18 protein-coding genes are annotated in these 22,749 nt (G+C 70.6%); 7 read left to right on the top strand and 11 right to left on the bottom strand.

Annotated elements, in window-relative coordinates; translation table 11 throughout:
* The 4 genes from JI746_RS03790 (at window position 1) to JI746_RS03775 (ending at window position 5,692) form a co-directional block, all read left to right on the top strand.
* Entirely contained in the window at window positions 1–3,195 is a 3,195-nt protein-coding gene (locus JI746_RS03790; protein WP_201687463.1) for an efflux RND transporter permease subunit, read from the top strand.
* 66 nt (window positions 3,196–3,261) lie between these two features.
* A complete protein-coding gene (locus tag JI746_RS03785) occupies window positions 3,262–3,951 on the top strand; it encodes a protein-L-isoaspartate O-methyltransferase family protein (RefSeq protein WP_201687462.1) in 690 nt (229 codons plus the stop codon).
* 7 nt (window positions 3,952–3,958) lie between these two features.
* Window positions 3,959–4,294 (top strand): rhodanese-like domain-containing protein, encoded by a 336-nt coding sequence (locus JI746_RS03780; RefSeq protein WP_201687461.1) that lies wholly within the window; start codon window positions 3,959–3,961, stop codon window positions 4,292–4,294.
* A gap of 54 nt (window positions 4,295–4,348) precedes the next feature.
* On the top strand, window positions 4,349–5,692 hold the full coding sequence (locus JI746_RS03775) for a TolC family outer membrane protein (RefSeq protein ID WP_201687460.1): 1,344 nt from the start codon (window positions 4,349–4,351) through the stop codon (window positions 5,690–5,692).
* A gap of 55 nt (window positions 5,693–5,747) precedes the next feature.
* On the opposite strand, the gene JI746_RS03770 is transcribed toward JI746_RS03775, so the two are convergent.
* The gene (locus JI746_RS03770) at window positions 5,748–6,896 is read right to left on the bottom strand and encodes a cytochrome P450 (RefSeq protein ID WP_201687459.1); all 1,149 of its coding nucleotides are present in this window, start codon (window positions 6,894–6,896) and stop codon (window positions 5,748–5,750) included.
* Between the two features lie 104 nt (window positions 6,897–7,000).
* Here JI746_RS03770 and JI746_RS03765 point away from each other — a divergent pair, with 104 nt between their 5' ends.
* Window positions 7,001–8,059, top strand: coding sequence for an FAD:protein FMN transferase (locus JI746_RS03765; protein WP_201687458.1), 1,059 nt, complete (start codon window positions 7,001–7,003; stop codon window positions 8,057–8,059).
* A 45-nt stretch (window positions 8,060–8,104) separates the two neighbouring features.
* On the opposite strand, the gene JI746_RS03760 is transcribed toward JI746_RS03765, so the two are convergent.
* The 10 genes from JI746_RS03760 to JI746_RS03715 all read right to left on the bottom strand — a co-directional run bounded on the left by JI746_RS03760 (window position 8,105) and on the right by JI746_RS03715 (window position 20,635).
* A complete protein-coding gene (locus tag JI746_RS03760) occupies window positions 8,105–8,503 on the bottom strand; it encodes a c-type cytochrome (RefSeq protein ID WP_201687457.1) in 399 nt (132 codons plus the stop codon).
* Between the two features lie 90 nt (window positions 8,504–8,593).
* The gene (locus tag JI746_RS03755; protein WP_201687456.1) at window positions 8,594–9,103 is read right to left on the bottom strand and encodes a nitrous oxide reductase accessory protein NosL; all 510 of its coding nucleotides are present in this window, start codon (window positions 9,101–9,103) and stop codon (window positions 8,594–8,596) included.
* Complete coding sequence (locus tag JI746_RS03750; RefSeq protein ID WP_201687455.1) at window positions 9,100–9,921, bottom strand: ABC transporter permease; 822 nt, start codon at window positions 9,919–9,921, stop codon at window positions 9,100–9,102. Before JI746_RS03750 ends, JI746_RS03755 begins: the two co-directional genes overlap by 4 nt.
* Window positions 9,918–10,817, bottom strand: a complete 900-nt coding sequence (locus JI746_RS03745) for an ABC transporter ATP-binding protein (protein WP_201687454.1) — start codon at window positions 10,815–10,817, stop codon at window positions 9,918–9,920. The genes JI746_RS03750 and JI746_RS03745 overlap by 4 nt, the downstream gene beginning before the upstream one ends.
* The gene (locus JI746_RS03740) at window positions 10,814–12,079 is read right to left on the bottom strand and encodes a nitrous oxide reductase family maturation protein NosD (protein ID WP_201687453.1); all 1,266 of its coding nucleotides are present in this window, start codon (window positions 12,077–12,079) and stop codon (window positions 10,814–10,816) included. The genes JI746_RS03745 and JI746_RS03740 overlap by 4 nt, the downstream gene beginning before the upstream one ends.
* Window positions 12,076–14,688, bottom strand: coding sequence for a 4Fe-4S binding protein (locus JI746_RS03735; protein ID WP_201687452.1), 2,613 nt, complete (start codon window positions 14,686–14,688; stop codon window positions 12,076–12,078). The genes JI746_RS03740 and JI746_RS03735 overlap by 4 nt, the downstream gene beginning before the upstream one ends.
* Before the next feature lie 12 nt (window positions 14,689–14,700).
* Window positions 14,701–16,659, bottom strand: coding sequence for a TAT-dependent nitrous-oxide reductase (gene nosZ / locus JI746_RS03730; protein WP_330892934.1), 1,959 nt, complete (start codon window positions 16,657–16,659; stop codon window positions 14,701–14,703).
* A 266-nt stretch (window positions 16,660–16,925) separates the two neighbouring features.
* Entirely contained in the window at window positions 16,926–18,170 is a 1,245-nt protein-coding gene (locus JI746_RS03725) for a 3-deoxy-D-manno-octulosonic acid transferase (RefSeq protein ID WP_201687451.1), read from the bottom strand.
* Window positions 18,167–19,132, bottom strand: a complete 966-nt coding sequence (gene waaC / locus JI746_RS03720) for a lipopolysaccharide heptosyltransferase I (protein WP_201687450.1) — start codon at window positions 19,130–19,132, stop codon at window positions 18,167–18,169. Before waaC ends, JI746_RS03725 begins: the two co-directional genes overlap by 4 nt.
* A gap of 120 nt (window positions 19,133–19,252) precedes the next feature.
* Window positions 19,253–20,635 (bottom strand): phosphomannomutase/phosphoglucomutase, encoded by a 1,383-nt coding sequence (locus tag JI746_RS03715; protein WP_201687449.1) that lies wholly within the window; start codon window positions 20,633–20,635, stop codon window positions 19,253–19,255.
* Window positions 20,636–20,747: 112 nt separating this feature from the next.
* On the opposite strand from JI746_RS03715, the gene JI746_RS03710 reads away from it, so the two are divergent.
* Complete coding sequence (locus tag JI746_RS03710) at window positions 20,748–22,229, top strand: DNA-3-methyladenine glycosylase 2 family protein (RefSeq protein ID WP_201687448.1); 1,482 nt, start codon at window positions 20,748–20,750, stop codon at window positions 22,227–22,229.
* Window position 22,230: 1 nt separating this feature from the next.
* Window positions 22,231–22,746, top strand: a complete 516-nt coding sequence (locus JI746_RS03705; protein ID WP_201687447.1) for a methylated-DNA--[protein]-cysteine S-methyltransferase — start codon at window positions 22,231–22,233, stop codon at window positions 22,744–22,746.
* The last annotated feature ends 3 nt before the right edge of the window (window positions 22,747–22,749 follow it).

The raw sequence follows: 22,749 nt of genomic DNA, 5'->3' as shown, positions 1-22,749 counted from the left end.
ATGTGGTTCACCCGCGTCAGCCTGAAGAACCCCGTGTTCGCCACGATGGTGATGCTCGCCATCGTGGTGCTGGGGGTGTTTTCCTACCAGAGGCTGAATGTCGACCAGTTTCCCAACATCGACTTCCCGGTGGTGGTGGTCACGGCCGAATATCCCGGCGCCTCGCCCGAGGTGGTCGAGAGCGAGGTGAGCAAGAAGATCGAGGAGGCGGTGAATTCCATCGCCGGCATCAACGCCCTCACCTCGCGCAGCCTCGAGGGGCAGTCGGTCGTCGTCATCGAGTTCCAGCTCTACGTCGACGGCCGCAAGGCGGCGGAGGACGTGCGCGAGAAGATCGCCGCCGTCCGGCCGAGCTTCCGCACCGAGGTGAAGGAGCCGCGCGTGCTGCGCTTCGATCCGTCCAGCCGCCCGATCTGGTCGCTCGCCGTGCTGCCCGATGCGAGCCGCGGCGCCCGCCCCCTGAGCGCGGTGGAACTCACCAACTGGGCCGACCAGGTGCTCAAGAAGCGGCTGGAGAACGTCCGCGGCGTCGGCTCCGTCACGCTGGTCGGCGGCGCCAGGCGCGAGATCAACGTCTACCTGCAACCCGCCGCGATGGAGGCCCTGGGCATCACGGCCGACCAGGTCGTGGCGGCCGTGCGCAACGAGAACCAGGACCTGCCGGTGGGCGCGATCCGCTCGCTGGCGCAGGAGCGGGTGGTCCAGATCGACGCCCGCATGCAGCGCCCGGAGGATTTCGGCCGGATCATCGTCACCCGAAAGCAAGGAACCGGCGGGAGCGGGGCGCCGGTGCGCGTCGACCAGGTGGCGCGCATCGCGGATGCCGGGCAGGAAATCGAGAGCCTGGCCCTCTACAACGGCCAGCGCACCCTGGTGCTGCAGGTGCAGAAGGCGCAGGACGAGAACACGATCGCCGTCATCGACGGCCTGCAGGCGACGCTCGCCGAGATGCAGGCGCAGCTGCCGCCGGGCGCGAAGCTGGAGCCGGTCACCGACGCCTCGCGGCCGATCCGCGTCTCGGTGCAGAACGTGCGGCAGACCCTGATCGAGGGCGCGCTGCTCACGGTGCTGATCGTGTTCCTGTTCCTGAACTCGTGGCGCTCCACCGTGATCACGGGGCTCACGCTGCCGATCGCGCTGATCGGCACCTTCCTGTTCATGTACGCCTTCGGCTTCTCGATCAACATGGTCACGCTGATGGCGCTGTCCTTGTGCGTCGGCCTGCTGATCGACGACGCGATCGTGGTGCGCGAGAACATCGTGCGCCACGTGCAGATGGGCAAGGGCTCCTACCAGGCCGCCATGGACGGCACGCAGGAGATCGGCCTCGCGGTGCTGGCCACCACCTTCTCCATCGTCGCCGTGTTCCTGCCGATCGGCTTCATGGGCGGCATCATCGGCAAGTTCTTCCACGAGTTCGGCGTGACGATCGTGGCGGCGGTGCTGATCTCGATGTTCGTGAGCTTCACGCTCGACCCGATGCTGTCCTCGGTGTGGCACGACCCGGAGATCGCGGCGCACGGGAAGACGCAGGCCCGCACCACCTTCTACGACCGCACCATCGGCCGCGTCACGGGCCTGTTCGACAGCGCCACCGAGAAGCTGGCGCAGGCCTACCAGTCCATCCTGCGCTGGGCCCTGGCGCACAAGCCGGTGACGGTGCTGGGCGCGGTCGCGATCTTCGTCACCAGCGTGTTCATGGTGCCCCTGCTCGGCACCGAGTTCGTGCCCAAGGCGGACTTCTCGGAAACCAGCCTGAACTTCTACACGCCGGTGGGTTCCTCGCTCGAACTCACCGAGGCCAAGACGCGCCAGGTGGAAAGCATCATCCGCGAGTTCCCGGAGGTGCGCTACACGCTGTCGACGATCAACACGGCCAACGCCGGCAAGATCTACGCCTCGGTCTACGTGCGCCTGGTGGACCGCAAGGACCGCCGCCGCAGCGTCGACCAGATGGCGGCGGTGCTGCGCGAGCGCCTCAAGCAGGTGCCGGGCATCACGGTCACGCACGCCGGCCTGCTGGACGCGGTGGGCGGCAACAAGCAGATCGAGCTGTCGCTGATCGGCCCCGACCTGAAGGAGCTGGAACGGCTGTCGAAGCTGGTCACGGCGCGCATCCGCGACGTGCCGGGCTTCGTGGACCTCGACTCCAGCGTCAAGCCCGACAAGCCCACCGTCGCGATCGAGGTGAAGCGGGATGCCGCCTCCGACCTGGGCCTGTCGGTGGCCCAGATCGCCGGCGCGCTGCGCACGCTGGTGGCCGGCCAGACGGTCGGCACCTGGCGCGCACCCGACGACCAGACCTACGACGTCAACGTGCGGCTCGCGCCGGAGGGCCGCACCGCGCCGCAGGACTTGGAACGCCTGCCCTTCGCCACCGGCACCAACGCCGACGGCAGCCCCCGCATCGTGCGCCTCAACCAGGTGGCGGCCGTGCGCGAAAGCACCGGCCCCAACCAGATCAACCGGCGCGACCTGATGCGCGAGGTGGCGATCAACGGCAACGCCTACGGCCGCGCGGCCGGCGAGATCTCCGAGGACATCCGCAAGCGCCTGGACACCGTCGCCTTCCCGCCCGGCTACCGCTACCAGTTCGGCGGCTCGACCAAGAACATGAAGGAGTCCTTCGGCTACGCCGTCTCGGCACTGGCCATGGCCGTGATCTTCATCTACATGATCCTGGCCAGCCAGTTCAGGAGCTTCCTGCAGCCGCTGGCGCTCATGACGTCCCTGCCGCTCACCCTGATCGGCGTGGTGCTGGCGCTCCTGACCTTCCGCTCCACCCTCTCGATCTTCTCGGTGATCGGCATCGTGATGCTGATGGGGCTGGTGACCAAGAACGCGATCCTGCTGGTGGACTTCGCGATCCGCCTGCGCGAACAGGGCGTGCCGCGCAGCGAGGCACTGCTGCAGGCCGCGCGCGTGCGGCTGCGGCCCATCCTGATGACCACGCTGGCGATGGTGTTCGGCATGGTGCCGCTCGCCTTCGCGCTGACGGAAGGCTCCGAGCAGCGCGCGCCCATGGGCCAGGCCGTGATCGGCGGCGTGATCACCTCCTCGCTGCTGACGCTGGTGGTCGTGCCCGTCGTCTACTGCTATCTGGATGACCTGGCTCAATGGATGCGCCGCTCCCGCCGCCGCAGTGCCGGGGGTGCCGGGGCGGCCGCCGTGCCGGCTTCTAAAATGGAGGGTTAGGAGCCTGGGCGGCAGAGAAACGGGCTCCCATCCTGACCATCGGAACAGAGGAAGAGGACACTTGCCATGACCGCGCCCATCGACATCGAACGCGCCCGCTACAACATGATCGAGCAGCAGATCCGTCCCTGGGACGTGCTGGACCTCGACGTCCTCGGCCTGCTGCAGGAGGTGCGGCGCGAGGAGTTCGTGCCGCTCGCCCACAAGGCGCTCGCCTTCGTCGACATGGAGATCCCCCTGCTGGCGGACACCGACGAGGCGATCCGCAAGGGCTGGAGCATGCTGCCGCCCAAGGTCGAGGCCCGGATGCTGCAGGACGTCGCACCGAAGGCGCATGAAAAGGTGCTGGAGGTCGGCGCCGGTTCCGGCCACATGGCCGCCCTGCTGGCCAGCCGCGCGCAGCGCGTGATCTCGCTGGAACTGCAGCCCGAGCTGGCCCGCATGGCGCGCGAGAACCTGCAGAAGGCGGGCATCCACAACGCCGAGGTGCGCGAGGGCGACGGCGCCAAGGGCCTCGCCGCCGAAGGCCCGTTCGACGCCATCGTGCTGTCCGGGTCGGTGCACGAAGTGCCGCAGGTGCTGCTGCAGCAGCTCAAGATCGGCGGCCGCCTGGCCGCCATCGTGGGCGACGCGCCCGTGATGCGCGCCACCATCGTCACCCGCACCGGCGAGGCCGAGTGGGAATCGAAGCAGCCCTGGGACATCACCGCCCCGCGGCTGGCGAACTTCCCCGAGCCTTCGCGCTTCCACTTCTGAACGCCGCATGATCGCGCAGGTCCGCCCCGGGGAGTGGGACGACTGGCTGCAGTCGCAAGGCGCGCGGCCGCTGGTCCTCGACGTGCGCGAGCCCTGGGAGCTGCGCACCGCCAGCATGACGCCGCAGGACTTCGACCTGCTCGCGATCCCGATGAACGAAGTCCCGGCGCGCCTGGCCGAACTGCCCGCCGACCGCACCATCGCCTGCCTGTGCCACCATGGCGCGCGCAGCCAGCGCGTGGCGATGTTCCTGGCGCACCACGGCTACACCGACGTGGTGAATATCGCGGGCGGCATCGAGGCTTGGTCGCGTGATCGCGATCCCTCTGTCCCGCTGTACTGAGCTGTGTTACAAGGCGCTACAAGTCTCGAAGCAAGAGCAGGAAAAAGGACGGAGATGAAGAAACTGTGGCGGCTGCTGCCCCTGACGGTGGCGATCGGGTTCGCGCTGGCGGGGCCCGCAAGGGCGGAAGGACTGCTGGAACTGTACGATGCCGCCCGCGCCTATGACGCGAACTGGCAATCGGCCAAATCGCAGTACGACGCCAACGTCGCGCGGGCGGAGCAGGCCCGCGCCGGCATCCTGCCGCAGGCTTCGCTCTCCGCCGGCGTGACGCGCAGCACGCTCGAGACGAACGTCAATGGCGCGCCCGTGAATCCCGCGGTGGACCGAAGCTTCACCACGCAGCAGGCGACGCTGAGCGCCTCGCAGCCGCTGTACCGGCCGGCCAACCTCGCCACCTACCGCCAGGGCGAGCGCCAGATCGAGCTGGCCGAATACCAGCTCACCGCGGCAAGCCAGGACCTGATGATCCGCGTGAGCCAGGCCTACTTCGACGTGCTGGCGGCGCAGGACACGCTCGCCTTCGTGCGGGCGCAGAAGGCCGCGACGGCCGAACAGCTGGCCTCGGCCAAGCGCAATTTCGAAGTCGGCACGTCGACCATCACCGACACGCGCGAGGCGCAGGCCCGCTACGACCTGGTGCTGGCGCAGGAGATCGCCGCCGAGAACGACCTGCGCGTCAAGAAGCTCGCGCTGGACACCCTCGTCGGCCGCACCGACGTGCAGCCCAGCCCGCTGGCCACGGGCTTGGAGGTGCCGGCGCCGCAGCCGCCGGTCGCCGAGGCCTGGGTCGGCGTCTCCGAGCAGTCCAGCCCCGCGATCCTGCAGGCGCGCAAGGCGGTGGAGATCGCCGAACTCGAAACCGAGAAGGCCAAGGCGGGCAAGAAGCCCACCGTGGACCTCACCACCAGCTACGGCCTCACCCGCAACGGCGGCGGCAGCAGCACGCTGGCGCAGACCTCGCGCAACAACAACGGCAACATCGGCGTCGCCCTGCAGTGGCCGCTGTTCACGGGCTTCGCGGTGGAGAACCGCATCCGCGAGACGCTGGCGCTGGAAGACAAGGCCCGCGCGGACCTGGAGGCCACGCGCCGCCAGGTGGCGCAGGCGGTGCGCACCGCCTTCTTCGGCGTGCTGTCCGGTCAGAACCAGGTGCGGGCGCTGGAGTCCGCCGAGGCTTCGAGCCAGAGCGCGCTCGATGCCAACCGGCTGGGCTACCAGGTCGGCGTGCGGATCAACATCGACGTGCTGAACGCGCAGAGCCAGTTGTTCCAGACCAAGCGCGACCTGGCGCAGGCCCGCTACAACGTGCTGCTGGGGCATCTGAGGCTGCGGCAGGCGAACGGGACGCTGCAGGCGGAAGACCTGGCGCGGCTGAATACGCTGCTGGCGCGCTGAAGACGATCGCTGGGGTTCGCACGGCTCACCGGGGGCGCCTTTCAGGCGCCCCAGCCTACGAAACCGCCAGCATGATCTCCGACCAGCCGCCCACCGGATAGCGCGCGGGCACCGGCGCACGGCCGGCAACGGGCGCCAGCCGGCGCGTGCCGGCCAGGACCTCCTCCAGCGCCACCCCGAGTTGCACGCGGGACAACTCCGCGCCGGGACAGACGTGCACGCCGGCGCCATACAGCAGGTTCAGCGCCGGATCGCGGTCGATGCGGAACGCATCGGGGTCGCCGAACACCGCCTCGTCCCGGTTGGCCGAAGCCCACATCAAGGTCAGCCGCTCGCCGGCGACGAATGCACGACCGGCCACGCAGGCCGGCTGCCGCACGACGCGGCGGTTGGACAGCAGCGGCGGATGGATGCGCAGGATCTCGTCGATCGCCGGGCGCAGCAAGGCCGGCTGCGCGCGCAGCCGTTGCTGCAGTTCGGGCTGCGCGGCCAGGTAGTGCGCCAGGATGCCCAGCGAGGCCGCCAGCGTGGAGAGCTCGCCGGCCGTCCAGTTGCGCACGATGCTCACGATCTCCTCGTCGCGCAGCGGCCGGCCGTCGATCTCGTCGCGCAACAGGCGGCTGGTGGGATCGTCGCTCGGCTGCGCCTGCGCCCGCCGGGCGTCGAGCTGGCCACGGATATGCCCGTCGAACTCGCGGGCCAGCGCGCCCAGCGCCTCGCGGTCGCCGGCCAGGGTGGCGGCCTGGCTGCGGCGCATCCAGTCCCGCAGCGGCGCGTGCAGTTGCGCGGGCCATTGCATGAAGGCGCACAGCAGGCGCACCGCGCAGTCCTGCGCGAAGGCGTCCATCCACTCCAGTTCGCCCTCGGGCAGTGCCTGCACGCAGGCGCGCGCCACGGCCCGCGCGACCGGCTGGAACGCGGCCACGCGCGCCGGCGTGAAGTAGCGCTCGACCAGCGCGCGCCAGGGCGTGTGCTCCGGCGCGTCCATGCCGTTGGGAATGGAGGCATGGCGCGAGACGCCGTTGCCGAACACCTCGGGCGCGTGCAGCACGCGCACCACGTCGGCATGGCGGAACACCGACCAGTTCAGGTAGTCGCTGCGGGCGACCGGGCAACGGCCGCGCAAGGCATCGTAGGCGCGCAGGGGATCGGCCAGCACTTCGGGGGCGCGGGGATCCCAGTCTTCTTCGGGAAGGGATTGCATTTGCACCAATGCTAAGGGCGCGACCGCCCCGCTGCGCGTGCCGGCGTCCGGCCGGATTGATGGGGGTCAATCCCCCTCCGATCGCGTGTTCCTACGATGCGACGATGCATCCGCTTCCCCTTCGTCGCCGCACCCTGCTGCAGGGCCTGGGCGCCGCCACCGTGCTGTCCGCCTGCGGCGGTGCTTCCATCGTCTCCTCCGTGCCCAGCGCCCGCTTCGAGGGTTTCAGCATGGGCTCGGCCTGGCGCGTGAGCCTCGCGGGCCGGCAACTCACCGAGGCGCTGCGACGCACGGCCGAAGACGCAGTGGCCGCCGCACTGGCCGCGGTGGACAGCGCCATGTCCACGCACAAGCCGCAGTCCGAGCTCTCGCGCTTCAATGCCCACGCCGGGACCACGCCCTTCGCCTTGTCGCGCGACACCCTGCAGGTGTTCGCGTTGGCGCAGCAGGCCAGCGCGGCCACGCAGGGCGCCTTCGACGTGACGGTCGCACCGGCGGTGGACGCGTGGGGCTTCGGCCCTGCGCGCACGCCGCGCCTGCCGGGCGACAGCGAGCGGCGGGCGCTGGAGCGCAACGTCGGCTGGCACCTGCTGCAGGTGGATGCCGACAGCGGCACCGTTGCCAAGCAACGCGCGCAGGTGCGCGCCGACCTCTCGGGCATCGCCAAGGGCTACGCCGTGGACCGGGCCGCGCAGGCCCTGGAGGCGCTGGGGATAGCGCACTACCTGGTGGACGCGGGCGGCGAGGTGCGCACCCGCGGACTCAATGCCCGTGGCACACCGTGGCAGATCGCCATCGAGCAGCCCGAAGCCGGGGCGCGCCGGCCGCGCTACGTGCTGCCGCTGTCCGGCCTGGCGGTGGCCACTTCGGGCGACTACCGCAACTTCTTCGAGCGCGACGGGCAGCGCTACTCGCACGAGATCGATCCGGCCACGGGCCGCCCGATCGCCAACCGGCTCACCTCGGTGAGCGTCGCCGCATCGCGCGGCGCCTGGGCCGACGCGCTCGGCAAGCTGATCGTGCTCGGCCCGGAACGCGGCTACGCGCTCGCGGTGGAGCAGCGCATCGCCGCCTACTTCATCGTGCGCGAGGCCGACGGCCGGCTGCACGACTTCATGACGCCGGCCTTCGCGGCACTGGGCGGCCGCCCGTACCGCGCCTGAGCGCGGCACGGCGAGGACCCGTGCGCCGGGTCCCCGTCCGCGTTCCTACATCGACTTGCCGACCATGTAATCCACGGCCGCCTTCACGTCCGCATCGGCCAGCGACGCGTTGGCGCCCTTGGGCGGCATCGCGCCCTTCTGCCCGGTGTAGCCGGTGATGGCGTGCGTGTAGAGCGTCTCCTTGCCCTGCGCGATGCGCGGCGCCCAGTCGCCCTTGTTGGCGACCACGGGCGCGCCGCCGGCGCCGGTCTGGTGGCACAGGGCGCAGGTGCCCTTGAACACCTTCTCGCCCTGCGCGTTCTCGGCGGGGGCGGGCGCCGCGGCGGCAACCGCCTGGGTGGGCGCGGCCTGCGCGGGGGCGGCGGCGGGCGCGGCCTCCTGCTTGCCGCCGCAGGCAGCGAGCAGCGCCACCAGCATCATGGGGAACAGGGTCTTCTTCAACATCTTCGGGTCCAGGGTGGATGAAGCCGCGGGCGCGGCTCCGTTGGGGAATGCGGCGCGGGGGCGCCGCGAGGGGGAATCGTGGGCGCTCGCTCAGCTGTGCTGGTCCTTGAGCACGCCGCCGTCGATGACGGCCATCTCGGGCTTCACTTCGTCGAAGCGCAGCACCCGGCCGCCGTCGCGGGCGACCAGCGCGCGGGCATCCTGCTCGTGCGCGAAGGAGGCGATGGTCGGCCCCATCGAGCCGCGCTGCTTCGAGCCGGTCACGTAGAAGGCGGTGCGCGCATCGATCCAGTGGCCCTGCGGCTGCGTCCAGTCGGCGCTGCCCATGTCCTGCACGTAGATCGCGCGCACGCGCTTCTGCTGCTCGGGCCGCAGGATCACGGCGAACAGTTCGACCGTGTCGCAGAAGAAGTCGGGGACCCCCTGCTCGTAGTGGACCTGCGCCTTGGGGCCGGGGTAGTCGAGCAGCGTCATGCCGTCGAGGCTGCACGCGACGTCGCGCGTGAGTTCCACCGGTCCGGTGGCGAGCTGGCCGGACTGCCCGCAGGCGGCCAGCGCCGCCACCGCGGCGGCAAGGAGTGCGAAGCGCAGGGATGTCATCGTCGGAACTTCCAGGAAGCCAGCCCCAGCGGCAGTGCGATCCAGGCGAGCATGAGCGCGCCCAGCACGAGGGGGTTGGCGAGTCGGGGAGGGAACATGGTCGTGAGGCCGTAGAAGGTGCGGACCTCCTCCAGCGCGAAGATGTTGAGGAGCCGGAACACGTCGGCCGGGTTCAGCAGCAGCAGCAGCGGGAAGGCATCGGCCGCGATGCCGCCGCCGGTGACCACCAGCGCGCCGAGCAGCAGCAGGTCGTACACCAGGACGAAGAAGAACCACGCCGCGATCGCGATGCCGCTGGCGCGCGTGCGGTCCGACGCGAACACCGAGATGGCGACGGCGAGGCTCAGGAAGGCCATCCCGAGCAGCACCGCGCTGAGGATGAAGCCGGCATAGTGGAACCAGGCGCCGGGCGGGAAGGTGCCCGCCAGCAGCAGGCCCACGAGCCCGAAGCCCGCCACCGTGGACGAGGCCAGTGCCGCGGACAGGCCCAGGAACTTCCCCAGCAGCAGTTCGAAGCGCGTGAGCGGCATGGACAGCAGCAGGTCCAGCGTGCCGCGCTCGCGTTCGCCCACGATCGCGTCGAAGCCGAGGATCAGCGCGATCAACGGCACCAGGTAGATCACCAGGCTGACCAGGCTGGCGATCGTCACCTCGATGCCGCGAAAGCCCACCGCGCCCTGCTGCGCGGCGCCGAAGTAGGCAATGACGAAGGCGAAGGCGGTGAACACCAGCAGGATGGCGAGCACCCAGCGGTTGCGCAGGCGGTCGCGGAATTCGCGGCCGGCGACGATGCCGACCTGGCGCAGTTCCAGGCTCATGATGCATACCCCAGGAAGATGTCCTCCAGCGAGGGCTCGCGCACGCGCAGGTCGCTGACCTGGCTGCCCAGCGCGGAGAGCGCGCGCAGCACGGCCATCTTGGAGGCGCGCGGGCAGTCCACCGAGACGGTCCCGCCCTGCCGGCGCAGCGCCGGCAGGCCGAGCCCGTGCAGCGCGCCCTGCACGCAGTGCTCGTCGCCTTCGGCCAGTTCCAGCTCGAAGCGCAGGGGCAGGTGCGCCGCCTCGCGCAGCGCCTGCACGGTGCCGCAGGCCTGCACGCGGCCCGACTTCATGATCGCGAGCCGCCCCACCCGCTCCTGGATCTCCGAAAGGATGTGCGAGGTCAGCACGATGGTGGTACCGCCCGCCCGCAGCGCGCGCAGGATCTCGTAGAACTCGCGGATGCCTTCGGGGTCCAGCCCGGTGGTGGGCTCGTCGAGGAACAGCAGCCGGGGCTCGCCCAGCAGCGCCTGCGCGAAGCCCAGGCGCTGCCGCATGCCCTTGGAGTAGCCGCGCACGCGCCGGCCGCCAGCCTCGGCGAGGCCGACGCGCTCCAGCAGCGGGGCGCACTGCGTCCGCGGCACGCCCTTGAGGCGGGCGAAGAAGGCCAGCGTTTCGAGGCCGGTGAGGTTGTCGTGGAAGACCACGTTCTCCGGCAGGTAGCCGATGCCGCGCCGCACCTCGCGAAAGCGCTTGCCGGTGACGGATTCGCCGGCGATGCGGATCTCGCCGGTGCTGGCGGCCACCAGCCCCAGCATCATCTTGAAGAGCGTGCTCTTGCCGGCGCCGTTGTGGCCGATCAGGCCGAACACCTCTCCGGCGTGCACGCGCAGGTCGACGCCGCTGACCGCGTGCACCTCGCCGTAGCGCCTGGAGACGCCGCTGATCTCGATCATGGTTGGATGCTCCCCCGCAGGTCCTGCCAGCGTTCGTGCTGCGGCCGCATGCGCGGCTTCGCGTCGACGATGCTGGGCGCGCGCAGCAGCGGAAACTGCTGCGCGACGAGGCGCAGCGTCTGCACTGCCGCGCTGTTGAGGAGCAGCTTGACCAGCGGCAGCCGCCACACCAGGCGGTCGACCACGTCGTTGGCCTCGTAGGGCGTGTCGCCGCGGCCGTCGCCGTCGCGGTCCCAGCCCACGTAGTTGCTCCAGTAGTTGCCGCTCTTGCCGCCCCAGGCCTCGTCGCGGGCGGCGACGTAGCGCACCTGCTGGCGGTTGCGCACGAAGTCGTTGCCGTCCACGTCGTTGTGGATCGAGCCGGCCCAGACGTGGGCGCCGACCTCGTTGTCGGCCACCAGGTTGCCGCGCAGCGTGTTGTATTCGGCGTCGTAGATGAAGAAGCCGCGCTGGTTGCCCGTGACCACGTTGCCTTCGACCACCGAGTCCTGGATGGTGCGCAGCATGATGCCGGCGTCCGAGTTGCCCCAGACGCGGTTGTTGCGCACCTGCTGGTCGCGCGTCTCCATCAGCGCCAGGCCGGTGCGGTTGCGGTAAACCTCGTTGCCCTCCCACAGATTGTGGTGGGAGTTCATGTAGTGGGTGCCGTAGCGCACGTCGTGGATGCGGTTGCCGCGGAACACGGCGTGGTGCGAGATGTCCACGTAGATGCCGTCGCGCGTGAAGCTGATGCGGTTGTCCTCGATGCGCGCGCCTGAGGTGTCGTACAGCTGGATGCCGTTGCCGCGCTGTGCCGAGGCGAGGTCGCGCTTGCCGGTGATCAGGTTGCCGATCACCTGCACGTCCTTCACGCCCTCGATGTAGAGGCCGAACAGGTTGTAGGAGAGATCGCAGTCGCGCACGGTGGCGCGATCGGCGCCGGCGCGGATCGCGATGCCGGCGTTCTGGGCCCCGAGGTCGGCGCCGCTGTCGGCGACGATCAGGCCGGCGATGGTGACGCCGCTCGCACGCACGCGGATCGTGTCGCCGCTGCCCCCGCCGCTCACCGTGGGGCGGCCGACGCCCTGGAGCGTCAGCGGCTTGTCGATCACCAGGTGTTCCTCGTAGCGGCCGCGCTCCACCAGCACGGTGTCGCCCGGCCGGGCCTGCGCGATCGCGGCGCCGATGGAGCCGCCGGGCGCGACGCGCAGTTCCGCCGCGCCGGCCAGCGAGGCGGCCAGCGCCACCAGCAGCGCGGCGCAGCGACGCAGCGACGCCTTCATGGGTGCAGCCCCGCGATCCGCGGCAGCCCCTGCAGCAGGTGCAGCGCGCCGCCGGCCTGCATGGCGAGGAACAGCGCCGCCCCGATCAGGAGGTTCTTCATGCCGACGTAGGCGGCCATGTCGGGCCAGCTTGCCGGCCGCAGCTTGCGGCCCCACCAGGGGCCTTCCTTCACGCGCGGCTTGCACGCCATGCGCGTGACGAGTTCGTAGGCGCTCCACGCCAGCCACCAGCCCAGGAGGATGCCGGTGCCGAGCCGGCCGGCCGCGCCCAGCAGCCAGGCCCAGGTGACCAGGATGGCCAGGCCGATGCCGGCGGCGCGGAAGAACAGCGGCTGGTGCAGGAACTGGCCGTTCCAGGGGAACAGGTGGTCGATCACCTCGGACGCGAGCCAGCGCACAAGGCCTTGCTGCGGCTGCGGCTGCGGCGGCAGCACGGGCGTCGCCACCACCGGACGATCGTCGGGCACCGCCCGGATCGGGATGTAGTAGCCGTTGGCCCCGATCGGCGTGAGCTGCAGGCCGGCGCTGGTGCGGGCCTTGCGCTCCTTCACCAGCGGCGGGCAGCTGTGGTCGTCGTAGTACATCACCATGCAGTCCAGGCACAGCAGGCATTCGCGCGCGTCGATGCGGCCGCTGCGGTGGTCGATGGCCTGCGCATGGCAGCCGGTGGCGCAGGCGGTGCACGGGCCGCATTCGTCCTTGCGCTTGAGGCCCCACCAGCGGAAGGTGGAAGGAATGGCCAGGCTGGCGCCCAGCGGGCACAGGTACTTGCAGAACGGCCGCTCGACGACGATCGCGGCGGCCAGCAGCAGCCCCCAGAAGGTGATGAAGGGCCAGGAGCGGTTCAGCACGCCGACCAGGAAGGTGGTCTTGAAGGGCTCGATCTCCGCCAGCTTCTCCGCCAGCGGCATCGAATAGAAGGAGACCGCCAGCAGGCCGACGAACACCCCGTACTTCACCCACTTGAGCCGGTCGTGCAGCCACTGCGGCAGCTTGCGCTGGAACCGCCCCAGGCCGACCGCCCTCGCGATGCGGTGCGTGAGCTCGCTCAAGGCGCCGTAGGGGCACAGCCAGCCGCAGAACATCCCGCGGCCCCAGAAGAAGACCGAGGCGATGATGAAGATCCAGAACAGGAAGATGAACGGGTCCGACAGGAACAGGCTCCACTCCCAGCGGAACAGGATCTCGTGGAACCACGTCAGCACGTGCGTCACCGAGGGCTGCGCCTTCAGGAAGAAGCCGGCGAAGCCGATGCTGGCGATCCAGAGCGCGTACTTGGGCACTTCGACCCAGCGCTTGTCCTTGCGGCGCGCGCGGCGCACCAGGCGGTCGCGCAGCGCGTAGGTGGTGCCCCCCGCAGCGAGCAGCAGCGCGAACAGCGCGATCTCGAGCCGGCGGCCCTGCCAGATCTTCAGCCACGCGGGCGCGGCGCGCTGGATGGCCGGACGGCCGCCTTCGAGCTGGCTGGCCGGCAGCCAGTATTCCTGCTCGAAGCTGGCGAAGGTCTTGGTGCCGGTCTGGCGGTCCACGCGGTTCGCCAGGAACTTGAGCTTCCAGGGATAGGCCTGCGAGAACGCGGCGCTGCGCAGGATGAAGATGCCCGACTCGCGGAAGGCCGGCGCACCCGGTGCCTTCACGTCGTAGAGGTTCAGGTAGTCGACGTCGCGGAAGGTGAAGGTGTCATCGTCCTGCGCCACCTGCACGCGGTCGAAGATGCCGCCGCGCACGAAGCCCGAGCCCTTGAAGGACTCCGAGCCGTTGGCGAGCAGGAAGATCGCGTGCTCGCCCGCCTGCAGGCGCGCGCGCAGGTCGCGGAAACCGGCCTCGCCGAGCACCGCGCGGCCCACCGCGGGCGCGCTGAGGTCGCCGAAGAACAGGTCGATCACCGGCGGGCCGCCGCCTTCGCGGCCCAGGTCCCGCGGCTGCACCGTCAGGCGCTGGATGCTGCCCTCGTCGAGCAGGGACTGCCAGTCGCGCGCGGCCTCGGTGAGCGCGAAGCGCGCCTGCGGCCGCACCGTGGGCTGCAGGATTCCCACCTGGCGCGCGACCTCGCGGGCCGAACGCAGGATCACCTGGTTCTCGGCGATCACCGTCACCGTGGCGCCGCTGATCGCATCGAGCCCGTCGCCCTGTTCGGCGGCCTGGCCGATCTCCAGGTGGGCGCCGGCGAAGCGGCCGACGTACTGGTGGATGAAGCGTGCCAGCGCGCTCTCGGGGATGCCGAGCAGCAGGATGGGCTCGGAATGGCGCAGCACCTTCACGTCGGTGATGACGCCGCGCGCGTCCATGCCGATCAGGGTGACGATCGGCTTGCCCGAGTAGCCGGGAATGTCGACGATGTCGGTCGACAGGTACACGTAGCCGACCAGCTTGCGCTGGCCGTCGCGCGTGGCGTAGGCCTCGACGTAGGGCGGGCGGCCCTTGCGCGGCGAGAAGCTCTCGGCCTGCGGCAGCACCTGCCGGCAAGGCACCCAGGCACAGAGATCGGGGTCGGTCGCGAGTTGCGCCGGCAGCGGGGCCTCGTAGGAGGCGCCCGCGTCGGCCGCCGCCGCCGCCCCGGCCGCCAGGGCCAGGAGCAGCGCGAGCACGCGCAGGAGCAGGGACTTCACTTCAGGCGGCCCTCAGGCCTCCACCAGCATGCGCGAGCGCATCTCCAGGTGCAGGGCGTGGCAGAAGTTGGTGCAGTAGGCCCAGTACACGCCGGGCTTGTCGGCCTTGAACGTCACCGACTTCGTCTCGCCGGGGTTGACGATGAAGTTGACGTTGTACTTGGGGATCGCGAAGCCGTGCGTCAGGTCCTGCACCTTGTCATGGTTGGTCAGGATGATCGTCACCTCGTCGCCGCGCTTGACCGTCCACTCGCGCAGGCCGAAGGTCGGCGCCTGCGAGGTCAGGTACACGGTCACCTTCTTTCCGTTGCGCTCGACGCGGCAATCCTTCGGGTCCTTCACCGCGTTGGGGAACTCGGCGACGTCGTAGACCTGGCGCGTCTTGATGATGTCGCGGCGGATCACGATCGAGTCATGCGGCTCGGAATACACCGCGTGGTCGGCCACCAGCTTCATCTTGTCGCCGCTGATGTCGATCAGCTGCGCGGTCTCCGGGTGCAGCGGGCCGACGGGCAGGAAGCGGTCCTTCGAGAACTTGTTGTCGGAGAGGAAGAACTTGCCGTCGGCCTCCTTCGTCTCGCCCATCGAGGTGAAGCCGTGCCCCGGCTGGTAGTGCACGTCGATGCGGTCCACCACCGGCTTGGCGTTCTTGTCGCCCTGGTAGGACTTGATCGCGGCCTCGACGTTCCACTTGACGATCTGGCTGTCGAGGAACAGGGTCGTGTACGCGTTGCCCCGGTTGTCGAACGCCGTGTGCAGCGGTCCGAGGCCGATCTCGGGTTCCGCCACCACGGTGTCGCGCGGCTCCTTCAGGCCGCCGTCGAACCACTTGAGCACCAGCTCGTTGGAGATCAGCGTCGCGGTGGGCGAGAGCTTGCCGGAGCAGGCGAAGTACTTGCCGTCCGGGCTGGCGTTGACGCCGTGCGGATTCTTGGGCACCGGCACGTAGCAGGTCAGGGCCGTCTTCGGGTCGGCGTTGGCGGCCTTCCTGCCGTCCACCACCGGCACCGGCGAGTTGCCGATGCGGAAGGTCTTGCCGGCCTTGACGGCCGCCTCGATGCGCTCGATGTGGAAGAACACGCAGGCGTCGCGCTCCGCCGTCATCATCTGCTCGTAGTGCACGCCGTTCTCGCTGTTGTACTGGTTCGAGCAGGCCAGCTTGCCGTCGTACGAGGTGGCGATCAGGTCCAGGTTGCCGTCCACCTTGACCTGGTAGCGCACTTCCATGGTCTCGGCGTCGACGCAGGTGAACAGGGCGAAGTAGTTCTCCGGCTTGTCCAGGTCGTGGCCGTCGTTTGGCGTGGGGATCTGGAACTCGGCGCCGCAGAACACGCGCGTCGTGGAGTTGATGTTCGCATCCACCGGATCTCGCTTGTCGGGGAACACGCCGTGGAAGCCCTGCACGTTCGGGATCTCGGTGATGCGGTCGCACTCCATGGTGTCGAGGCGCACGCGCGCGAGCCGGCCGTGGATCTTGTCGTTGACGAAGATGTACTTGCCGTTGTACGTGCCGTCGGTGTACGTGGGGTGCACGTGGTGGGTGTCGCCGGTGAAGTACTTCAGGCTGCCGTCGGCGTTGGTGCCCATGATCTTCTTCGACTCGTTGGTGATGCCCCAGCCCACCAGGCAGTCGATGTTGAAGACCGGAATGCGCTTGAACAGGCGTCCCGAAGGCAGCCCGTAGATCCGCACTTCGCCCGAGTGGCCGCCGGAGGACAGGGCATAGTAGGCATCGAGCTGGCCGGGCGGCACCTCGTACTTCGAGTACTCCACCGCTTCGCCGGCAGCGGCGGCCGGCGCGGACGCCGCTCCACCTGCAGCCGCCTTCGTGGGCTTGCCCGACTCGTTGCACCCGGCCAGGCCCATGGTGAGGCCGGCACCGGCGATGCCGGCCAGCGTGGTGGTGTTGAGGAAACGGCGCCGCGCCGGGTCCGTCGGGGTGGCGCTCGCGGGCGCCTCGTTCTTGCTCACTGCCAGTCCTTTCTAGTACTCGCGGTGCGGCAGGGCCGCACGCTCCGAACGACTCCTTGGCGGCGCGCTGGTGCGGCCGGCAACGATCGAGTCCAAGCGTAGGGACACGCTGGCAAAGTGGAATTGATGCAGCGCAAATACACCTTTTGGCTCGATGCAAGGCCGGGTGCGAGGCGCGTCGGAAGTGGATTCCCGCCTGCGCGGGCATGACGTGGCGAGGAGGCTGCGCGGCAGAGAAGCGCGCGTGCGTTTCCCTGCCGCGACGCCTATCCCGCGAGCAGCTTCAGCACCGCGCGCGCAGTCTTGTCGGCGGCGCCGCGATGCGCAGCCGCGAAGGCCTCGCTGGCCTCCACGGCGCGCGCGCGAGCCTGCCGGTCGCGCACGAGTTCCACCGCGGCGCGCACGCCCTCCTGCATCGAGGCCGCGCGCTGCGCCGCCCCGGCCTGCTGCGCCAGCTGCGCCGCCTCGCTGAAGTTGAAGGTGTGCGGCCCCATCACCACCGGGCAGCCGCAGGCCGCCGCCTCGATGAGGTTCTGCCCGCCCAGCGGCGCGAAGCTGCCCCCGAGCAGCGCCGCGTCCGCGAGCGCGTAGTACAGGGACATCTCGCCGAGCGAATCGCCGATCCAGACCTGCGCCGGCACCGGCGCGCCGTCCCAGGTGCTGCGGCGCGAGACCGTGAAGCCGGCCTGCGCCGCCAGCGCCGCCACTTCGTCGAAGCGCTGCGGGTGGCGCGGCACCAGCAGCCACTGCACGTCGCGATGCGCAGCGATGGCCTGCAGGAACTGCGCCTCCTCGCCCTCGCGCGAACTGGCGAACATCACCACCGGATGCGGCGCGGTGGAACGCCAGTCGCGCCCCTGCGCCAGCAGTGCCGGATCCGGACTGGCGTCGAACTTGAGATTGCCGAACACGCCTTGCACCGTCGCGCCGGCCTCGGCGAGCCGCCGCGCATCGTTCTGCGTCTGCGCCCAGACGGCGCGCAGCGCGCCATAGGCCGGCCGCGACAGGCCCGCCAGCCGCCGTGCCTGCGACAGCGATTTCTCCGAGAGCCGGGCGTTGGCGAGGGCGAGCGGAATGCCGCGCGCATGGCACTGCGCCGCGAGGTTCGGCCACACCTCGGTTTCCATCAGGATGCCGGCGGCGGGCCGGAAGTGGTCCAGGAAGCGCCGCACGGCCGGCGGCGTGTCCCAGGGCAGCCAGGCCTGCGCGTCGCCTTCGCGCAGCAGCCGCTGTCCCTCGGCGCGGCCGGTCGCCGTTCCGTGCGTGAGCAGGATGCGCAGCCCCGGTTGCGCGCGCCGCAGGGCATCGACCAGGATCGCGGCGGCGCGCGTCTCGCCCAGCGAAACGGCGTGGATCCACAGCCGACCCGGCGCGGTCGGCGCTTCGTAGCGGCCGAAGCGCTCCTCGACGTGCTCCAGGTAGCCCGGCTCGGCCGCGCCGCGCCGGCGCAGCTTGCGCCGCAGCAGCGGCTGCGCGCCGATCAGCACCAGGGAATACAGCGGCCGGATCATCCCGGCATTGTGACGGCCCGCCAGCTCTCCCACACCGCGTCGACGTCCGGTGCCGGCGCGCCAAACACGCTGCGCTGGCGCGCCGAATCCAGCGGCCCCGTGCGCCATGCGGTGTCGAAGTTGTAGATCTGCACGTGCGGCAGGTCGAGCGCGACGGCGATGTGGCTCAGGCCGCTGTCGACGCCGATGGCGCCGGCGCACTGCGCCATGCGCTGCGTCAGCGTGTCGAGCGACAGCCGCGGCCAGACCTCGGCCCGCGCGCCGAGCGCCTGCGCCAGGCGCACGCTGCGCGCGCACTCGGCATCGCTGCCGTGCGGCAGGCCCAGCCGATGGCCCTGCGCGATCAGGCGCTCGCCCAGCGCGACCCAGAGCGGCTCGGGCCAGCACTTGTCGTCGCGCGAGGTGCCGTGGATCAGGACGACCGTGTCGTCGTGCCCCCCGCCGGCGGCACCGAGCCCGAAGCGCGGCGGGCCCTGCACTTCATAGCCGAGGGCGCGGGCGCACAGCGCCCGCGAGCGCTGCACCGCATGCGATTGCGTCTCCACCGGGATCGCGACATCGGCGACCCAGCGCGTCGGCGCCTCGTAGCTGGAGCCTTCGGTGCGATTGGCCATGGCATAGCGCCTGCCGCCGGGCGCCAGCTGCGCCATGTGGGCGACCAGCGCAGATTTCGTCAGGCCCTGCAGGTCGATCACGGCGTCGTAGCTCTCGCGGTGCAGGTCCTGGCGGAACGCGCGCCACTCGTGCCGGGTGCTGCGTGCCAGCGGCGCCTTGCGCCACCGGCGCAGCTCGCACGGGATGGCACGCCGCACGCCCGCGCAGCGTTCCACCAGCGCAGCGAAGCCGCGCTCGACGACCCAGTCGACGCGCGCGTCCGGCAGGGCCGCCAGGATGTCCTGCACCGCCGGCATGGCATGCACCACGTCGCCGAGCGAGGAGAGTTTGACGATGAGGATGTTCAAGGCTGGATTCGTCGTCCCCGCGCAGGCGGGGACCCAGGGCATTCAGGGACGGCGCGGCGCGCCGCTCTGGATCCCCGCCTGCGCGGGGATGACGATCACCGGCGGGGACGGGGCATTATCTCAGTGCGCCGCCTCGCCGATCTGCGCGTCCGGCTTGACGCTGCGCAGCAGCGCCAGCATCTCGTTCTCGATGCGGTGCATCGCCTCGGGCGTGTGGCCCTCGAAGCGCAGCACCAGCACCGGGGTCGTGTTGGACGCGCGCACCAGGCCGAAGCCGTCCGGCCAGTCCACCCGCAGGCCGTCGATGGTCGACACCTGCGCATCGGGGAAGCTGGCTTTCTTCACCAGCTCCGTGACGACGCGATGCGGCTCGCCTTCCTCGCACTTGACGTTCAGTTCGGGCGTGGAGAAGCTGGTCGGCAGCGCATCGAGCACGGCACTGGGATCGGGCGAGCGCGAGAGGATCTCCAGCAGCCGGCAGCCGGCGTAGGTGCCGTCGTCGAAGCCGTACCAGCGCTCCTTGAAGAAGATGTGGCCGCTCATCTCGCCGCCTAGCGGCGAACCGACTTCCTTCATCTTCGCCTTGATCAGCGAGTGGCCGGTCTTGAACATCAGCGGCTGGCCACCGGCGGCGGCGATGGCGGGTGCGAGCCGCTGCGTGCACTTGACGTCGAACAGGATCGTCCCGCCCGGCACGCGCGAGAGCACGTCGCGGGCGAACAGCATCATCTGCCGGTCCGGATAGATGTTGTTGCCGCCCTGCGTGATGATGCCCAGGCGGTCGCCGTCGCCGTCGAAGGCCAGGCCGAGGTCGGCGCCGGTCTCCTTCAGCTTCGCGATCAGGTCGCGCAGGTTCTCCGGCTTGCTCGGGTCCGGGTGGTGGTTGGGGAAGTTGCCGTCGACCTCGCTGTACATCTCGATCACCTCGCAACCGATCGCGCGGAAGATCTCGGGGGCCGAGGCGCCGGCCACGCCGTTGCCGCAATCGACGACCACCTTCAGCGGGCGCGCGAGCTGGATGTCGCCCTTGATGCGGTCGCGGTAGGCCGCGAAGATGTTGACGTTGCGGATCGTGCCCTGCTGCGGCGGCTGGTCCCAGCCTTCGCTCTCGATCATCTGGCGCAGCGCCTGGATCTCGTCGCCGTAGATCGCGCGGCCGGCGAGCACCATCTTGAAGCCGTTGTAGTCCTTCGGGTTGTGGCTGCCCGTGACCTGGATGCCGCTGCTGGCGAGCGTGTTGGCGGCGAAGTACAGCATGGGCGTCGTGCACATGCCGACGTCGATCACGTCGACGCCGGCGGCCGTGAGACCGCGGACGAGCGCGGCACTGAGCGAGGGGCCGCTGAGTCGCCCGTCGCGGCCGACGGCCACGCTCTTCTCGCCTTCCTTGCGGGCGACGGTGCCGAAAGCGCGGCCGAGGGCCTCGGCCACTTCCTCCGTGAGCGTGGAGGGAACGATGCCGCGGACGTCGTAGGCCTTGAAAATGGTGGGGCTGAGCTGCATGGATCTGCTTGCCTGTTTTGGAATCGGGTCCGGCGCATTCTAGGTGCGCGGCGCCCGGGAACATGTCCGGAAACGGCTAGTCCGGCCCGGGGCGCTGCGTATGATCGGTCGCATGAGCCCCCTCGAGCCACCCCTGCATCCGGACGCCTGCTACCTGGCGCTGAAGACGCGTGATGCGCGCTTCGACGGCTCGTTCTTCACCGGGGTGACCTCGACCGGCATCTACTGCCGCCCGGTGTGCAAGGTGCGCACCCCGCGGCTGGAGAACTGCCGCTTCTTCGCTCTGGCGGCGCAGGCCGAAACGGCCGGCTTCCGGCCCTGCCTGCGCTGCCGGCCGGAACTGGCGCCGCAGGGACTGCGCTGGTCGCTGCAGGATGCGAGCGCCGTGCTGGCCCAGCAGGCCGCGCGGCTGCTCGACGAGCCGGAAGCCTGGGGCGGCGATGCGCCTTCCATCGAAGGGCTGGCGCAGCGGCTGGGCATCAGCGACCGCCACCTGCGGCGCATCTTCGAGGCGCAGCTGGGCGTGTCGCCGCTGCAGTACCTGCAGACCCGGCGGCTGCTCACGGCCAAGCAGTTGCTGGCCGACACGCGGCTGCCGATCACCGAGATCGCGCTCCTGAGCGGCTTCGCCAGCCTGCGCCGCTTCAACGCAGTCTTCACGGAGCAGTACGGCATGAGCCCGAACGCACTGCGGCGCGAAGGCGGCGTGCACGAGGCGAGCTGCGAGGTGCGGCTCGGCTACCGGCCGCCGTATGACGTCGACGCGATGCTGGGCTTCTTCCGCACGCGGGCCATCGCGGGCGTGGAGGCGCTGGGGCCGCGGCAGCTCGCGCGCACCCTGGCGCTGGACGCCAACGGCAGGCGCTGGGAAGGCTGGCTCAGTGCCGACTTCGACGAGGCGCAGTGCCAGCTCGTGCTGCGCGTGAGCGAATCGCTGCACGGCGTGCTGCCGCTTCTGATTCGCCGCGTGCGGGCGGCGTTCGACCTCGACGCCGATCCGCACGCGATCAATGCGCGGCTGCATGGCAGCTTCCCGCTCGGCGACGGGCTGCGCGTGCCGGGCTCGCTGAGCGGCTACGAGCTCGCCGTGCGGGCCGTGCTCGGCCAGCAGATCACGGTGGCGGCTGCACGCACGCTGGCGCAGAGGCTGGTGCAGCGTTTCGGCGTGCCACTGGCCACGCCGCACGCGGGGCTGGACCGGCTGTTCCCGGCGCCCGAGGTGCTCGCGGCGGCCGAGGGCGATGCGCTGGGGCAGATCGGCATCGTGCGCCAGCGGCAGGCGGCCATCGTGGCGATCGCCCGCGCCGTGGCCGAACGGCGCTTGTCGCTGCATCCCGGCGCCGACGTGCCGGCGACGACGGCGGCGCTGAAGGAGCTGCCCGGCATCGGCGACTGGACGGCGCAGTACATCGCGATGCGGGCGCTGCGCTGGCCCGACGCCTTCCCGGCCGGCGACGTGGCGCTGCACAAGGCGCTGGGCGTGCAGCAAAGCCGGCAGCCGGCGCGCGAAGCCGAGGCCGCATCGCAGCAATGGAAACCGTGGCGCAGCTACGCGGTCGTCCGCGCGTGGAGCGCACTGTCGCAAGGAGCATGAGATGAACACCGCAACGACGCGCGTCTGCGCGCACTACGAAAGCCCGCTGGGCACGATGCTGCTGGCGGCCACCGACCGCGGCCTGGCGGGACTGTGGTTCCTCGGCCAGCGGCACGGTCCCGACAGCCGGGGCTGGCGCGAGGATCCGGCGCATCCGGTACTGCGGGAGGCGATGGCGCAACTGGCAGCCTGGTTCGCCGGCGAGCGCACCGGGTTCGCGCTGCCGCTGGACCTGCAGGCCGGCACGCCCTTCCAGCAGGACGTCTGGGCGGCGCTGCTGGCGATCCCCCATGGCGGCACCACCAGCTACGCGGAGCTGGCGCGCCGGCTCGGGCGGCCGGGCGCCGCACGGGCCGTCGGCGCCGCGGTCGGCCGCAATCCCGTGAGCATCGTCGTGCCGTGCCACCGCGTGGTGGGCAGCGGCGGCAGCCTCACGGGCTATGCCGGCGGGCTGGAGCGCAAGACGGCGCTGCTGCGGCTGGAAGGGGCGCTGCGCGAGGTGCCGGCCGCGGCCTGACGC

The organism is Ramlibacter alkalitolerans (genome assembly GCF_016722765.1).
Lineage (GTDB): Bacteria > Pseudomonadota > Gammaproteobacteria > Burkholderiales > Burkholderiaceae_C > Ramlibacter > Ramlibacter alkalitolerans.
This window is presented reverse-complemented; position numbering and strand designations above follow the sequence as displayed.

Bases quoted from the DNA above. Each gene is read 5' to 3' on its own strand.
- JI746_RS03775 (WP_201687460.1), top strand. From the start codon at position 4,349: ATGAAGAAACTGTGGCGGCTGCTGCCCCTGACGGTGGCGATCGGGTTC.
- JI746_RS03780 (WP_201687461.1), top strand. From the start codon at position 3,959: ATGATCGCGCAGGTCCGCCCCGGGGAGTGGGACGACTGGCTGCAGTCG.
- JI746_RS03765 (WP_201687458.1), top strand. From the start codon at position 7,001: ATGCATCCGCTTCCCCTTCGTCGCCGCACCCTGCTGCAGGGCCTGGGC.
- JI746_RS03790 (WP_201687463.1), top strand. From the start codon at position 1: ATGTGGTTCACCCGCGTCAGCCTGAAGAACCCCGTGTTCGCCACGATG.
- JI746_RS03740 (WP_201687453.1), bottom strand. From the start codon at position 12,079: ATGAAGGCGTCGCTGCGTCGCTGCGCCGCGCTGCTGGTGGCGCTGGCC.
- JI746_RS03785 (WP_201687462.1), top strand. From the start codon at position 3,262: ATGACCGCGCCCATCGACATCGAACGCGCCCGCTACAACATGATCGAG.
- JI746_RS03755 (WP_201687456.1), bottom strand. From the start codon at position 9,103: ATGACATCCCTGCGCTTCGCACTCCTTGCCGCCGCGGTGGCGGCGCTG.
- JI746_RS03705 (WP_201687447.1), top strand. From the start codon at position 22,231: ATGAACACCGCAACGACGCGCGTCTGCGCGCACTACGAAAGCCCGCTG.
- JI746_RS03750 (WP_201687455.1), bottom strand. From the start codon at position 9,921: ATGAGCCTGGAACTGCGCCAGGTCGGCATCGTCGCCGGCCGCGAATTC.
- JI746_RS03715 (WP_201687449.1), bottom strand. From the start codon at position 20,635: ATGCAGCTCAGCCCCACCATTTTCAAGGCCTACGACGTCCGCGGCATC.
- JI746_RS03745 (WP_201687454.1), bottom strand. From the start codon at position 10,817: ATGATCGAGATCAGCGGCGTCTCCAGGCGCTACGGCGAGGTGCACGCG.
- JI746_RS03760 (WP_201687457.1), bottom strand. From the start codon at position 8,503: ATGTTGAAGAAGACCCTGTTCCCCATGATGCTGGTGGCGCTGCTCGCT.
- JI746_RS03710 (WP_201687448.1), top strand. From the start codon at position 20,748: ATGAGCCCCCTCGAGCCACCCCTGCATCCGGACGCCTGCTACCTGGCG.
- JI746_RS03725 (WP_201687451.1), bottom strand. From the start codon at position 18,170: ATGATCCGGCCGCTGTATTCCCTGGTGCTGATCGGCGCGCAGCCGCTG.
- JI746_RS03770 (WP_201687459.1), bottom strand. From the start codon at position 6,896: ATGCAATCCCTTCCCGAAGAAGACTGGGATCCCCGCGCCCCCGAAGTG.